This window comes from Bacillus massiliigorillae (assembly GCF_000380245.2).
Classification (GTDB): Bacteria; Bacillota; Bacilli; order Bacillales; family DSM-1321; genus Bacillus_AD; species Bacillus_AD massiliigorillae.
Window position 1 is genome coordinate 790,184 of the sequence record NZ_HG428741.1, and the last position, 14,302, is coordinate 804,485.

Here is a 14,302-nt window from a genome sequence, read left to right on the forward strand (position 1 = left end):
ACACCCTTCTTAATAAATAAGAAGGGTTGTTTTGCAGATGCGACCATTATTTGATTTTATGGACAAAGTAATACATATTTATTATGTAGATATAGAGGACAAACTGTAAAGCATGTAACAAATTGATACTTCCTTCCGAGATTTTTATAAAAGAAGTAAAAATGTAAATAGATAAAATGCTTATATAATTATAGATAATCGATTTTGATTGTAATTGTAAGAAGGAAGTTCGTAAAAATTAAAACTAGAGATTACTGTACATGTGCTAAAAAAAGAGTGGATGTATGAGGAATACAATGAAAGGGTGATTGTGATGCCGAAACCTGTAGTTGCTATAGTAGGTAGACCAAACGTAGGAAAATCTACTATTTTCAATCGAATTGTAGGAGAACGCGTATCGATTGTCGAAGATGTTGCGGGAGTAACTAGAGATCGTATTTATAGTTCGGGAGAATGGCTTACTCATGAATTTAATATTATTGATACTGGTGGAATTGATTTAGGAGACGAGCCTTTCTTAGAACAAATTCGTCAACAAGCAGAAATTGCTATTGATGAAGCAGATGTTATTATTTTTATGACAAATGGTCGTGAGGGTGTAACAGCAGCTGATGAAGAAGTGGCAAAAATTTTGTATCGTTCTAAAAAGCCTGTTGTGTTAGCGGTAAATAAAGTTGATAATCCTGAAATGCGTGAACAAATTTATGATTTCTATGCACTTGGATTTGGAGAGCCATTCCCAATCTCAGGTACTCATGGTCTTGGACTAGGTGACTTACTTGATGAAGCAGCTAAACATTTCCCTACGTTTAATGGTCAAGAGTATGATGAAGGAATCACGAAGTTTTCTTTAATTGGAAGACCGAATGTAGGAAAATCTTCTTTAGTAAATGCATTATTAGGGAAAGACCGTGTAATTGTTAGTGATGTAGAAGGAACAACTCGAGATGCAATTGACTCTCCGTATAAATATAATGGACAGGAGTATGTCATCATTGATACTGCTGGTATGAGAAAGAAAGGGAAGGTGTACGAAAGCACTGAGAAATACAGTGTATTACGTGCCCTACGTGCTATTGAACGTTCAGACGTTGTTTTAGTTGTTCTAAATGCAGAAGAAGGTATTCGTGAGCAAGATAAGAAAATCGCTGGATATGCTCATGAGGCAGGACGAGGCGTTATTATTGTTGTAAACAAGTGGGACGCTATTGAAAAAGACGAGAAGACGATGAAAGAATTCGAAACAAATATTCGTGAGCACTTCTTATTCTTAGATTATGCACCAATTGTTTTCTTATCAGCACTGACAAAGAAGCGTATTCATTCAGTTATGCCAATCATCGATAAAGTAAATGAAAATCATGCGTTACGTGTACCAACGAATATATTGAATGAAGTAATTATGGATGCTGTTGCGATGAATCCAACACCAACACATAAAGGTCAACGTGTAAAAATATTCTATACAACTCAAGTAGCGATTAAACCACCTACATTTGTTGTGTTTGTAAATGATCCTGAACTTCTACATTTCTCATATACAAGGTTCTTAGAAAATCGTATTCGTGAAGCTTTCGAATTTGAAGGTACTCCTATTAAAATATTTGCACGTCAAAGAAAATAAGAAGGTAGTGATGAGCATGGAAACACAGAAAAAGGTCACAGTCGCTGGTGCTGGAAGCTGGGGAACGGCACTTGCTATGGTTCTTGCTGATAATGGTCATAACGTATTTGTGTGGGGTAATAATGAAAAGCAAATTAACGATATTAATGAAAATCATATGAATTCGACTTATTTGCCTGACATTAAGCTTCCTGAAGCAATTATCGGTACAACTTCACTTGATGAAGCTTTAGAAGGTGTAGAGACAGTTATTCTAGCAGTACCTACGAAAGCTATTCGAGAAGTAGTCAAGAAGATATGTGCGACTGCGAAACAACCTATTACAATTGTGCATGTGAGTAAAGGAATTGAACCAGATACGCTTATGCGCATATCTGAAATGATTGAGCAAGATGGTGATTCTAATATTCTAAAAGACATCGTTGTGCTATCTGGTCCTAGTCATGCTGAGGAAGTAAGTCTTAGACATCCTACAACTGTTTCTGTTTCATCGAAAAATATGAAAGCGGCTGAGGAGATTCAAGATTTATTCATCAATCATAATTTCAGAGTATATACAAATCCTGATATTATTGGGGTGGAAATCGGCGCGGCACTAAAGAATATTATCGCTTTAGCTGCAGGTATTACAGATGGTCTTGGTTATGGAGACAATGCGAAAGCAGCTCTTCTTACACGTGGTCTAGCAGAAATTGCTCGATTAGGTACAGTAATGGGAGCAAATCCTTTAACTTTTGCGGGATTAACAGGTATTGGTGACTTAATTGTTACATGTACTAGTGTTCATTCACGTAATTGGCGAGCTGGAAATATGCTAGGTAAAGGGCAAAAGCTTGAAGATGTGTTAAATAGCATGGGAATGGTCGTAGAAGGCGTTCGCACAACAAAAGCAGCTTATCAGCTGGCAGAGAAGTATAACGTGAAAATGCCTATTACTATGGCTTTATACAATGTGTTATTTAATAATCAAGATGTAAGAAGTGCAGTAGATGCTTTGATGTCGAGAGATCGAAAGTCAGAGATGGACGATTTAGTCAATATTTTACAAGCTACTAAATAATTCGTGAAAATATTTTTAAAAAATAGGCATTTGATGATACGCGGAGTAAATGTATGCATAAAATGCTAGGGAAGAAACAAGACCTAAAAACCTATAATGGTAATTTAGTCATTAGACAGAAGAAAGCAATTATTGCCTTCTTCTGTTTTTTTTTTCGAAATAAATACTTTCCGTTATTGAAGCTTTTTAACATTTATACAAAAAATTAGCATTTTAATCACTCTTAAAAGAAGGATTGTACTATAATAGAAAAGTACATATATAAAAGGTGAGAAAGAATACATAAAAAAACAACGATGGGAGAGAAGAGGAGAAATGACACCAGCATTGCAAAAAATGTGGATTTCATTTGCGGCCATGATATTCATGACCATTTCGATCGTTTCAATTTATTTTAGTCGTTTTAAGCTCAAGGGGTTTTTTAAAGCAGTAACGACAATTATTGCATTTGTCTTAATGGTATTAGCCGGTATTATTGTTTTTCTTGTAGTATTGAGTGGACCGACAAATTCATAAATTGGAGCAGCTAAAATGAGAAAAATACTTCAAATTATTAGTATAATGTTGATAGCTTTCATCGTTCTTTCGGGTTGTATGTATCCACAAAGTAAAAGAACAGAAAATAAAATACCTTACGAAGATCAAGTACAACTTGTCCAACAAGCAGTGGATCAATATCGTAAAGATCAAAATGGATTATTACCGATAAAAACCAATGAAGCAACCGTGCCGATTTATCAAAAATATCCAATTGATTTTACTAAATTAGTGGGTAAATACATGTCCGATCCTCCAGGAAATGCTTATGAAAGTGGGGGCGTATTTCAATATGTACTGATTGATGTAGAGACGAACCCAACTGTGAAAATTTTTGATCTTAGAATGGTTGATTCCATTCAAGAGTATGGTTTACGATTACAAATGTTTAAGGATAAGAATAAATATCCACCGTATAAAGATCAATTAGATACATATGTTTTTACTCTGGATTATAAAAAATTAGGCTTTAATCAATTGCCAGTTGTGAACAGTCCGTATTCACAAGCTGAATTAGGGATAATAATGAATTCAAAAAGCGAATTGTATATTGACTATACGCCAGACTTAATGAATGCATTAAAAGAAAGCGATCGTAAGTTCAAACCAGGAGACGATATCAGAGTTTTATTGACTGAAAATTCAATTTTCGCCCCTGCTTTTTCCCTTCCTTATACGGTTAATGAAAATGATGAACCGGTTTTTATGACAAAATAGTCATAACCCTTCTCTTACAAAATATATTGTAGGAGAAGGGTTTTATTTTTTGTAATTCTAAGATGAAGAATTTAATCTACCACGGTTCAGCATCTTTATTATGAAAAAATAAGAAACGTCATTTGAAAATTACGCAAATGCTGAAACTATACACGACTCTCTGAAAGAAAGGAGAAAAAATTATAAAAATAGCATATTTTTATCGGACAACATCATAAATATAAGATGTCTTAATTTATACAAATGGATATTATATCCCAAGCACTCTAATATCGGGAGGGAATCTCGTGGAAAAAGTAGATATTTTCAAAGATATTGCAGAAAGGACTGGCGGTGACATCTATTTAGGTGTGGTGGGGGCGGTTCGAACTGGCAAATCTACATTTATAAAGAAATTTATGGAATTAGTAGTACTTCCAAATATGGCTAATGAAGCAGATCGAGCTAGAGCCTTAGATGAACTTCCTCAAAGCGCAGCTGGCAAAACAATTATGACAACTGAGCCGAAATTCGTACCGAATGCGGCTGCATCTATAAAGGTTGAAGATGGTTTAGAGGTAAATATTCGCCTAGTTGATTGTGTTGGTTATACTGTTCCTGGGGCTAAAGGTTATGAAGACGAAAATGGTCCAAGAATGATTAGTACGCCTTGGTATGAAGAACCTATTCCGTTTCATGAAGCGGCAGAGATAGGTACTAGAAAGGTTATTCAGGATCATTCTACAATCGGAGTTGTGATTACAACAGATGGAACAATAGGGGAAATTCCACGCCGTGATTATCTTGAAGCAGAACAGAGAGTTATTGAAGAATTGAAGGAAGTTGGCAAGCCTTTCATTATGATTATAAACTCTGTGCAACCGTATCATCCTGATACAGAAGCATTACGCGTGCAGCTTCAAGAACAATATAATATACCTGCGTTATCAATGAGTGTTGAAAGCATGCGTGAAGGGGACGTCATGAATGTACTTAGAGAAGCGCTATATGAATTCCCTGTTCTTGAAGTGAATGTAAATTTACCAAGCTGGGTAATGGTATTACGAGAAAATCATTGGTTAAGAGAAAGTTATCAAGATGCAGTTAGAGAAACGGTTAAAGACATTAAGCGTTTGCGAGATGTGGATCGAGTTGTTCATCAGTTTAAAGATTTTGAATTCATTGAGGATGCAAGCCTAGCTGGTATGGAGATGGGGCAAGGTATTGCTGAAATAGATTTATTCGCGCCAGATGAGCTGTACGACTCGATTTTGCAAGAAATTGTTGGAGTTGAAATTAGAGGGAAAGATCATTTATTAGAATTAATGCAAGATTTCTCCCATGCGAAAGCCGAGTATGACCAAGTAGCTGATGCCTTAAAAATGGTCAAACAAACAGGATATGGAATAGCTGCTCCATCACTTGCTGACATGAGTTTAGATGAACCGGAAATCATTCGTCAAGGGCCTAGATTTGGCGTTCGTTTAAAAGCAGTTGCACCGTCTATTCATATGATTAAAGTGGATGTGCAGTCTGAATTTGCGCCAATTATAGGTACTGAGAAGCAAAGTGAGGAACTAGTCCGCTATTTAATGCAAGATTTTGAGGATAATCCTCTTTCTATATGGAGTTCAGATATATTCGGTCGTTCTTTAAGTAGCCTAGTTCGTGAAGGAATACAGGCAAAACTATCGCTGATGCCAGAAAATGCAAGATACAAATTGAAAGAAACGTTAGAAAGAATCATCAATGAAGGATCTGGCGGTTTAATTGCTATTATTTTATAAAGGTTGTACCAAAAGTGATTTTTTTATCACTTTTGGTACGCCTTTTTTTTTGTCACAAAAATGTAATAGAATAGGGTATATTATGTAAGAAAATTGGACACGATTGCTAATAAACGTTGTAAATTAAAAATATATGTAACAATTCATTAAAAGATTACCATTATTTATTGAATTCTCTTGATAACGATAAATGATTATGATAATCTACTTACAGTAAATGAGCTAAGAAGACGCCATTCTGCCGTTTTACTACAGTGTTTTAGCTTTTGTACATTCGCCATTTCTTTTTTCTTCTTGATTTCTTGCGAAAGATAGAGTAGGATGAAAAAACGGCTTTTGTAATATAGATTGTTCAAAAGTTAGAAATAAATCAATTAATCAATACAATTTTCATTAAGCAACATGAGCAAAGAATGATTGAGTATGTTGAAAATGAAATTCCCGTTGGGAGGAGGTGAATGGCATGAACAAGACAGAACTAATTAATGCAGTTGCAGAAGCTAGTGAACTTTCTAAGAAAGATGCAACTAAAGCTGTTGATGCTGTTTTTGATACTATTTTAGACGCGTTAAAATCTGGTGATAAAGTACAACTTATCGGATTTGGTAACTTTGAAGTACGTGAACGTGCTGCACGTAAAGGTCGTAACCCACAAACTGGGGAAGAGATCGAAATCGCTGCAAGCAAAGTTCCTGCATTCAAACCAGGTAAAGCACTTAAAGACGCAGTTAAATAATTTACATATTAACTTAATATGTATGAGTGAAGTAGCTAATATGATTTGAGGTTTTGTACCTCGATTGTAAAGGTGATTTCACTTAGAACGAGAAGCCTATCGTTTTATTAAACGGTAGGCTTTTTTGTTGTTTGGTATAGTATGGATTTTGATATATATTGCGATTCTGAGTTTTACTATAGCTATAAGTCTTTCATAAATCGTGTATGTATCATTATTATATTTTTAGGAAAAAGAATAAAAGTTTATTAAAACAGAGAGAGAACGTTTACAAGAAGTAAATTAGTGTAAAAATCAAGGTTTAACCATCTTATTTTGAAAAAAATTAAAAATTCTAAAAATAGGTAGATTATTGTTGAAATATCTATTAAAATGTTTAAAAGTTGTATGCTATCTAGATTAAAGTACAAAGGGAAATTGGGGAAAGGTTTTCAAAAAGGGGGAATTTATTTGTTTAATATGGTAAATCCGGAAGCAATCGGTGTTTTTGGTCTAATTGTAACAGTTTTTGTTTTTGGTCTTGAGCAAATAGGTATCGGGGTAAATAAGAATAGTGATATGACTAAAGTAAGTCGTTCTTTAGCAAATATCGCACTAATCTTTGGTGGTTTTTGTCAACTATTTACAGCGCTTTCATTATGGTTCTTTGATTTAGGAATCGATCCAGGAACTAGACAATTTTTAGGGATGATTTTTGCTACTTATGGAGCTTTCTGGGTTGTAGTCGCGATGCATTTTTATAATCCAGGAGATAAAAAAGTTTATGCTCATTTCTTTTTAGCAATCTTCTTATTATCTGCAGCGTATGCATATAAAGCATTTGAGATTGGAAAGGGATGGCCATTAGGTACGGTATTATTATTAATTAATGTTTTAACAATTTTATTACCATTCGCATGGTATGATAAATATCCTGCACTTACAAAAGTATGTGGAGTGGTGAATATTTTAATCGCAATATGCTCTATTCCACTTTTAACACACGCATTAGGTTTATAAGCGTAAAAATATATCATTAACTAGATAGCGCGACTGTAATTAGGTGAATAAAAAACAACTTATAAAGTCAATTCTTTTATAAGTTGTTTTTTTATTGTATTTTATATATATTGTTCATTTATTTGTAAATGAAGACAAATAGTTGAAATATTCTATTCTTGTTAATGGAATAAATATGTTAATATAAAAATAATATTTTGACCTCTCCTTGTTAGAATCGTGTGCGTTATAGTATTAATTCATTTATGAATATTTTAAAATGGGGAGAGTGTAATTTTTGTTTATTAATTCTGGAGGCAAATACAATTGAGTAAAGTAGATCACGCAAAAATAGAAGAAGCAATTAAGATGATACTCGAAGCAGTGGGAGAGGATCCGAATCGAGAAGGACTTTTAGAAACACCTCAAAGAGTAGCACGTATGTATGAGGAGATATTTTCAGGATTGCATCAAGATCCAAGAGAATATTTTACGACTGTTTTTGGGGAAGAACATGAAGAACTAGTATTAGTAAAGGATATTCCATTCCACTCCGTATGTGAGCATCATTTAGTACCTTTTTATGGTAACGCTCATGTTGCATATATCCCGAGAAATGGAAGAGTAACAGGATTGAGTAAATTAGCTAGAGCTGTCGAAGCAGTAGCTAAAAGACCTCAACTTCAGGAACGGATTACTTCAACAGTTGCTGATAGTATTCTTGAAATGTTAGAGCCACATGGTGTTATGGTTGTTGTCGAAGCTGAGCATATGTGTATGACAATGAGAGGCGTTAAAAAGCCAGGTGCTAAAACAATTACATCGGCTGTACGTGGCATTTTTGCAAGTGATGCAAGAGCGCGTGCTGAAGTGTTATCATTAATTAAATAAATTACATTTACTCATGTATTTCGTTTTTTAGATTGAAAGTGAAATACATGAGTAATACATAGATAAAGTTTCAGTTTGTAAAGAAGAAAACTTCATTCTTGTAGTGCAGTTGTTGTACAATGGAGTTTAGAGGAATTATAAGCAGAAGAGGTGACGAAAGTGGCGGACAAAAATACGGAATATGTCATTATAAAAGCGAAAGAAGATGGAGTGAATGTCATTGGATTAACGCGTGGGTCAGATACGAGATTTCATCATTCTGAAAAGCTTGATAGTGGCGAAGTAATGATTGCTCAATTTACAGAACATACATCAGCGATAAAAGTTCGTGGCAATGCGCAGATTTACACACCTTTTGGAGAAATTGAAAGTACGCGTAAATAAAGCAGGTATCCCCTGCTCTTTTTATTGTTTATAGATTAAAGTATGCATGTTTCATGGTTCGGTTTTTTTATGTTATAATTACATGTACTTTTCAAATGAAATAATTGGGACCTTTTTAAAAAGTCGTTTGGCGTTATATATGTGAGGAATTCACAATAGATAGGAATAAATACCTTCATGGTAATAAGGGTGATAATCATTGAACAATATTTACAATTATAGTAAACAAATACATAACCATATCATCAGTAAAGCATTTCATCCTTATCTTCGTCGTTTTCTATACGAACCAGTGATTGAAGAGAAAAAATTATTGCTGCTTATTTTGTTATTACAAGAGCTGGATATTACGGATGAAGAAAGAGATCAATATATTACGGCGACAATGCTTATTCAAACAGCTTTAGATACGCATGATAATGTGACTCTGTCTTCAGTAGATGGAAATCCTGAAATGCTAAAAAATCGTCAATTAACAGTATTAGCTGGAGATTACTATAGTGGTTTGTATTATTATATTTTGGCACAATTAGAGAATATTAATTTGATTCGTTCATTAGCAGAAGGAACGAAAGATATTAATCAACAAAAGATTGTATATCATCAGCATCATTTTACTGATGAAGAAGCATTGCTAAAAACTATTCAGGTAATTGAGTCATCACTTATTGTGAAAGTAGCGGAGTGCTTCAAGATTACCTCCAATACAAGATTTATTGAACAGTTCTTGTTATTAAATCGTTTACAAACAGAAAAAGAAAAATTTAAATCAAATCGTTCTTCTTATGTGTATAACATGTTTGCAGAAATTTTATTTTCTAAAGGAGAAACACAACTTTCACAAGTTGAAAGATCTTCATTGGTTTCTGTTATAGATGAACATATTAACAAGATTTATCAGGCTTGTGTTGAAGAATTAAATGTGCTTTCATCGACAAAAGCAAGTACATTATCTTTATACAAAACAACACTTTTGGAAGATGAGTGGAAAGTAAACTCATTGGCGGAGGAAGGGTAAAGTTATGCAACAAACAAAAGAAGAAAAAGTACACAAAGTTTTTGAAAAAATATCTCAAAATTACGATAAAATGAACTCGGTAATTAGTTTTCAACAGCATGTTAAATGGCGTAATAATACGATGAAAACTATGAATGTGCAACGTGGATCGAAGGCTCTAGACGTATGCTGTGGAACGGCTGATTGGACAATAGCGATGGCAAATGCTGTAGGTTCAGAAGGTCATGTAACGGGTTTAGACTTTAGTAAGAATATGTTAAGCGTTGGTGAAGAGAAAGTTAAGCAACTACAATTAAACAACGTAGAGCTTATACATGGTAATGCGATGGAACTACCATTTGAAGATAATACATTTGATTATGTAACAATCGGCTTTGGTCTTAGAAATGTACCAGATTATCTACAGGTATTGAAAGAGATGAATCGAGTTTTAAAACCAGGTGGATTAGCTGTTTGTTTAGAAACATCTCAGCCTACAATGATTGGGTTTAGACAAGGATATTATTTATATTTTAAACATATTATGCCTTTGTTCGGAAAAATGTTTGCGAAAAGTTATGATGAATATTCATGGCTTCAAGAATCAGCATCGGATTTTCCAGGTATGAAAGAATTAGCAGCTATGTTTAAAAAAGCAGGCTTTGAAAAAGTAACTTATAAAGCACATACGGGTGGAGTAGCTGCTACTCACTACGGTTATAAAGTAAAAAAATAATGTATTTCGATGAAATTAGAGCTGGGTGGAATGTATGAAATATAAAATGTTGTCTTCTTTTTTAAACGGTGATTTACAAACAATAGAAAGAGAGCTAGAAGTAAGCATCCAAGCGGAAGATCCCCTTTTACAAGAGGCTTGTTTGCATTTATTGCAGGCAGGAGGAAAACGTATACGCCCAGTGTTTGTGTTATTAGCTGCTAAATTTGGGGATTATGATATTGATGTGATAAAGAAAGTAGCTGTTTCTTTAGAATTGATTCATATGGCTTCACTTGTTCATGATGATGTAATTGATGAAGCATTAATGCGAAGAGGTGCTCCTACTATTCAATCTAAATGGAATAATAAAGTGGCAATGTACACAGGTGATTATATCTTTGCTCAAGCGTTAGAATTGATTACAGAGGTAAGAAGACCAGAAGCCCATCAGTTACTATCTAAAACAATTGTAGAAGTATGTTTGGGTGAAATAGAGCAAATTCGTGATAAGTATATGTTTGATCAAAATTTACGAACATATTTTAGACGAATTAAGCGTAAGACTGCCTTATTAATTGCAACTAGTTGTCAATTAGGAGCTATTGCAGCAGGTGCTGGTGAAGATATTCACAAGAAGTTATTTCGTTTTGGGTATTATGTAGGTATGTCGTACCAGATTACAGATGATATTTTAGATTTCACTGCTACAGAAAAAGTGCTGGGCAAGCCTGCTGGTGGGGATTTAAAGCAAGGCAATGTTACATTACCTGCGCTAATTGCTCTTCGTGATCCAGAGCTAAGAAAACAAATAGAAACGGTGCACGAAGGAATTGATGATGATGCGATGGCGAGCGTTATTAAGGCTATAAAAAAATCGGGAGCTATAAAACAGTCTGTTGAGATGAGTGAACGATATCTACAGAAAGCTTTTAAAGAATTAGAAGGATTACCTAATATTAAAGCTCGAAAGAATTTAAATGATATAGCGAAGTATATCGGAAAACGAAAGTTTTAAGCTGATACTCCTCCTGAGTTGCGAAAATTGTGAAAGAATGTTACTATTTTTGTGGATTGTTTCGTATTTTCTAAAAACTCATACTTGTTTAAGGAGTGGTATCAACATGGAGAAAACTTTTTTAATGGTAAAACCTGACGGAGTTCAACGTCAATTAATAGGGGAAATAGTAGCACGTTTTGAGAAGAAAGGCTTTCAATTAGTAGGAGCTAAATTAATGCAAATTCCTACTGCGTTAGCAGAGCAACATTACGGTGAGCACAAAGAGCGTCCTTTCTTCGGTGAACTAGTAGAATTCATTACATCTGGTCCAGTGTTCGCTATGGTATGGCAAGGTGAAAATGTAATCGCTACAGCTCGTACAATGATGGGAGCAACTAATCCAAAAGATTCTGCACCAGGCACAATTAGAGGGGACTATGCAGCAACTGTTGGAAAGAATATTATTCATGGATCTGATTCGCCAGAAAGCGCAGAGCGTGAAATTGGCTTATTCTTCAAAGAAGAAGAATTAGTAGATTATTCTAAATTAATGAACGAGTGGATTTATTAATTATAACGAAAAAGGAGGCTTTCCAAAAAGGTGCACTTTTTGGTAGCCTCTTTTTTTAATTGACAGTAAAAAGGACAGTGACAGCTTTCCTAGTATAATTTCTAAAAAACCTTTAATACATATGGCGAAAATGGATTTAAATATATTATGATAGAGATAGTAAGTTGTGGTAGTGATTAAATTAATAGAAAATTTTAAAAAATAAATCTTATTTATCGTTATAGTATAGAGAGCACTTTCAATTGGATGATTAGGAGAGTGAGGTTTTGATGATTAATGATTATCAAGATTTTATCGGGAGAGTAAAGAAGTTAACTAGGATTAATTTACAGCTATATAAGGAAGCACAAATGAAACGACGATTAACTTCACTTTATGAGAAAAAAGGATATCGTAATTTCGGGGAGTATTTCCAATACATATCAAGTGATTCAAATGGTTTGAATGAATTTCTAGATCGAATGACGATTAATGTTTCAGAATTCTATCGAAACGGAAAACGTTGGGATGTGCTTGATCAGAAGATATTACCACGCTTAATTCAGAAAAACGATCGTTTAAAGGTATGGAGCGCGGCATGTTCTACTGGTGAAGAGCCTTATACTTTAGCAATGGTTCTTGCGAAGCATATGCCACTTTCGAAAGTTTCTATTTTAGCTACGGATTTAGATGAGGAAGTTCTTGCTCGCGCTAAAATGGGAGTATATCATGAAAGGTCTCTTAACGAGCTTCCAGTAGATATGAAGAGAAAATTCTTTGAGAAGAACGGTGACTACTATAAAGTTAATAGCGAGATTATGAAGGCGGTTACGTTTAAAAAACATAATCTGTTAGCTGATTCTTTCGAGAATAATTTTGATTTAATAGTATGTAGAAATGTGTTAATCTATTTTACCGAAGATGCAAAGGATATGCTGTATGTAAAGTTTAGCAATGCTTTAAAGACGGATGGTATATTTTTTGTAGGGAGTACAGAGCAAATATTTAGTGCTACTCAGTATAATCTTGAAACAGAAGATACATTTTTTTATAGAAAGAGGTAAAAAGAGGTATATTTATTTAAATTTTTACGCTTTTTTATTACAGCAAACTTTACTTTATGTTATATTGTTACATAAAAGCTTTAAAGTGCTAAAAAGGGGATGAATTCATTGCGTTATTTAACATCTGGTGAATCACACGGACCACAGTTAACTACAATTATTGAAGGCTTACCAGCAGGACTATCAATTACTGCTGAAGATATAAATGCTGATTTAGCTCGTCGTCAAAAAGGGCATGGTCGTGGAAGAAGAATGGTTATTGAGAAGGATACAGCTAATATTACGGCTGGAATACGTCATGGGAAGACTCTTGGTTCTCCAGTTTGTCTAGTTGTTGAGAATAACGACTGGAAGCATTGGACAAAAATTATGGGTATCGAGCCTATTTCAGATGAGGAAGCTGAAACAATTGCTCGTACGGTATCAAGACCTCGTCCGGGGCATGCAGACTTAAATGGTGGATTAAAATATGGCCATCGTGATATGCGAAATATTTTAGAGCGTTCTTCTGCACGTGAAACGACTGTACGTGTTGCTGCTGGAGCAGTAGCTAAAACATTATTATCACAACTTGGGATAAAAGTAGGTTCTCATGTTGTGAAAATAGGTGGAGTGGAAGCGAAGAACGTCGCTTATGATAGTATCGAACAATTACAACAGATTACTGAAGAATCTCCTGTACGTTGCTTAGATCCAGAAGCGGGTCAATCTATGATGGATGCGATAGATAATGCAAAAGCAAATGGTGATACAATTGGTGGAATTGTGGAAGTAGTAGTAGAAGGTATGCCAGCAGGAGTTGGAAGCTATGTGCATTATGATCGCAAGCTAGATGCTAAATTAGCGTCTGCAATTATGAGCATTAACGCTTTCAAAGGTGTAGAGATTGGCATGGGATTCGAGGTTGCAGATCGCTTCGGTAGTGAAGTACATGATGAAATTGCTTGGAGTAAGGAAAGAGGCTATTATCGTTTATCCAATAGACTCGGTGGTTTTGAAGGTGGTATGACTTCTGGTATGCCGATTGTTGTGAAAGGTGTTATGAAGCCAATTCCGACATTATACAAACCTTTACGTAGTGTAGATATTAATACAAAAGAAGAATTCACAGCAAGTATCGAACGTTCAGATGCTTGTGCAGTACCGGCGGCGGCAGTTGTTGCTGAAGCTGTTATCGCATGGGAGCTTGCAGCAGCCATTGTGGATCAATTCCCTAGTGATACATTCTCAGGATTAGCTAGTTATATTGAGCAGTATCGACAACAATTAAAGGAGTTTTAATA

15 protein-coding genes are annotated in these 14,302 nt (G+C 34.7%); all 15 read left to right on the forward strand.

What is annotated here, in order from left to right:
- Nucleotides 1-313: 313 nt before the first annotated feature.
- The 15 genes from der to aroC all read left to right on the forward strand — a co-directional run bounded on the left by der (nucleotide 314) and on the right by aroC (nucleotide 14,300).
- Nucleotides 314-1,624, forward strand: coding sequence for a ribosome biogenesis GTPase Der (gene der, locus TX86_RS03685; RefSeq protein WP_042346368.1), 1,311 nt, complete (start codon nucleotides 314-316; stop codon nucleotides 1,622-1,624).
- A 16-nt stretch (nucleotides 1,625-1,640) separates the two neighbouring features.
- Entirely contained in the window at nucleotides 1,641-2,684 is a 1,044-nt protein-coding gene (locus TX86_RS03690; RefSeq protein WP_042346370.1) for an NAD(P)H-dependent glycerol-3-phosphate dehydrogenase, read from the forward strand.
- A gap of 315 nt (nucleotides 2,685-2,999) precedes the next feature.
- Nucleotides 3,000-3,200, forward strand: coding sequence for a DUF2768 domain-containing protein (locus TX86_RS03695; protein ID WP_042346372.1), 201 nt, complete (start codon nucleotides 3,000-3,002; stop codon nucleotides 3,198-3,200).
- A gap of 15 nt (nucleotides 3,201-3,215) precedes the next feature.
- Nucleotides 3,216-3,938, forward strand: a complete 723-nt coding sequence (locus TX86_RS03700; RefSeq protein WP_042346373.1) for a YphF family lipoprotein — start codon at nucleotides 3,216-3,218, stop codon at nucleotides 3,936-3,938.
- Between the two features lie 287 nt (nucleotides 3,939-4,225).
- Complete coding sequence (gene spoIVA / locus TX86_RS03705) at nucleotides 4,226-5,704, forward strand: stage IV sporulation protein A (RefSeq protein WP_042346376.1); 1,479 nt, start codon at nucleotides 4,226-4,228, stop codon at nucleotides 5,702-5,704.
- A gap of 463 nt (nucleotides 5,705-6,167) precedes the next feature.
- Nucleotides 6,168-6,440, forward strand: coding sequence for a non-specific DNA-binding protein Hbs (gene hbs, locus TX86_RS03710; RefSeq protein ID WP_019242034.1), 273 nt, complete (start codon nucleotides 6,168-6,170; stop codon nucleotides 6,438-6,440).
- A gap of 450 nt (nucleotides 6,441-6,890) precedes the next feature.
- On the forward strand, nucleotides 6,891-7,439 hold the full coding sequence (locus tag TX86_RS03715) for an acetate uptake transporter family protein (protein WP_230203561.1): 549 nt from the start codon (nucleotides 6,891-6,893) through the stop codon (nucleotides 7,437-7,439).
- A gap of 306 nt (nucleotides 7,440-7,745) precedes the next feature.
- Nucleotides 7,746-8,309 carry a GTP cyclohydrolase I FolE gene (folE, locus tag TX86_RS03720; RefSeq protein WP_042346378.1) on the forward strand — a complete coding sequence of 188 codons (564 nt, stop codon included), beginning with the start codon at nucleotides 7,746-7,748 and terminating at the stop codon, nucleotides 8,307-8,309.
- 159 nt (nucleotides 8,310-8,468) lie between these two features.
- A complete protein-coding gene (gene mtrB, locus TX86_RS03725; protein ID WP_042346379.1) occupies nucleotides 8,469-8,693 on the forward strand; it encodes a trp RNA-binding attenuation protein MtrB in 225 nt (74 codons plus the stop codon).
- Between the two features lie 199 nt (nucleotides 8,694-8,892).
- The gene (locus TX86_RS03730; protein WP_052343525.1) at nucleotides 8,893-9,711 is read left to right on the forward strand and encodes a heptaprenyl diphosphate synthase component 1; all 819 of its coding nucleotides are present in this window, start codon (nucleotides 8,893-8,895) and stop codon (nucleotides 9,709-9,711) included.
- 4 nt (nucleotides 9,712-9,715) lie between these two features.
- Nucleotides 9,716-10,426 carry a demethylmenaquinone methyltransferase gene (locus tag TX86_RS03735; RefSeq protein ID WP_042346380.1) on the forward strand — a complete coding sequence of 237 codons (711 nt, stop codon included), beginning with the start codon at nucleotides 9,716-9,718 and terminating at the stop codon, nucleotides 10,424-10,426.
- Between the two features lie 34 nt (nucleotides 10,427-10,460).
- Entirely contained in the window at nucleotides 10,461-11,423 is a 963-nt protein-coding gene (hepT, locus tag TX86_RS03740) for a heptaprenyl diphosphate synthase component II (RefSeq protein WP_042346381.1), read from the forward strand.
- Between the two features lie 106 nt (nucleotides 11,424-11,529).
- Entirely contained in the window at nucleotides 11,530-11,976 is a 447-nt protein-coding gene (gene ndk, locus TX86_RS03745) for a nucleoside-diphosphate kinase (RefSeq protein WP_042346383.1), read from the forward strand.
- A 269-nt stretch (nucleotides 11,977-12,245) separates the two neighbouring features.
- Nucleotides 12,246-13,019: a CheR family methyltransferase gene (locus tag TX86_RS03750; RefSeq protein ID WP_154663129.1), complete on the forward strand. Its 774-nt coding sequence runs from the start codon at nucleotides 12,246-12,248 to the stop codon at nucleotides 13,017-13,019.
- Between the two features lie 108 nt (nucleotides 13,020-13,127).
- Nucleotides 13,128-14,300 carry a chorismate synthase gene (gene aroC, locus TX86_RS03755; RefSeq protein ID WP_042346386.1) on the forward strand — a complete coding sequence of 391 codons (1,173 nt, stop codon included), beginning with the start codon at nucleotides 13,128-13,130 and terminating at the stop codon, nucleotides 14,298-14,300.
- Nucleotides 14,301-14,302 lie beyond the last annotated feature (2 nt).

Excerpts from the sequence above, each read along its gene's own strand:
- der (WP_042346368.1), top strand. The coding sequence starts at position 314 with ATGCCGAAACCTGTAGTTGCTATAGTAGGTAGACCAAACGTAGGAAAA.
- TX86_RS03690 (WP_042346370.1), top strand. The coding sequence starts at position 1,641 with ATGGAAACACAGAAAAAGGTCACAGTCGCTGGTGCTGGAAGCTGGGGA.
- TX86_RS03695 (WP_042346372.1), top strand. The coding sequence starts at position 3,000 with ATGACACCAGCATTGCAAAAAATGTGGATTTCATTTGCGGCCATGATA.
- TX86_RS03700 (WP_042346373.1), top strand. The coding sequence starts at position 3,216 with ATGAGAAAAATACTTCAAATTATTAGTATAATGTTGATAGCTTTCATC.
- hbs (WP_019242034.1), top strand. The coding sequence starts at position 6,168 with ATGAACAAGACAGAACTAATTAATGCAGTTGCAGAAGCTAGTGAACTT.
- TX86_RS03735 (WP_042346380.1), top strand. The coding sequence starts at position 9,716 with ATGCAACAAACAAAAGAAGAAAAAGTACACAAAGTTTTTGAAAAAATA.
- hepT (WP_042346381.1), top strand. The coding sequence starts at position 10,461 with ATGAAATATAAAATGTTGTCTTCTTTTTTAAACGGTGATTTACAAACA.
- ndk (WP_042346383.1), top strand. The coding sequence starts at position 11,530 with ATGGAGAAAACTTTTTTAATGGTAAAACCTGACGGAGTTCAACGTCAA.
- TX86_RS03750 (WP_154663129.1), top strand. The coding sequence starts at position 12,246 with ATGATTAATGATTATCAAGATTTTATCGGGAGAGTAAAGAAGTTAACT.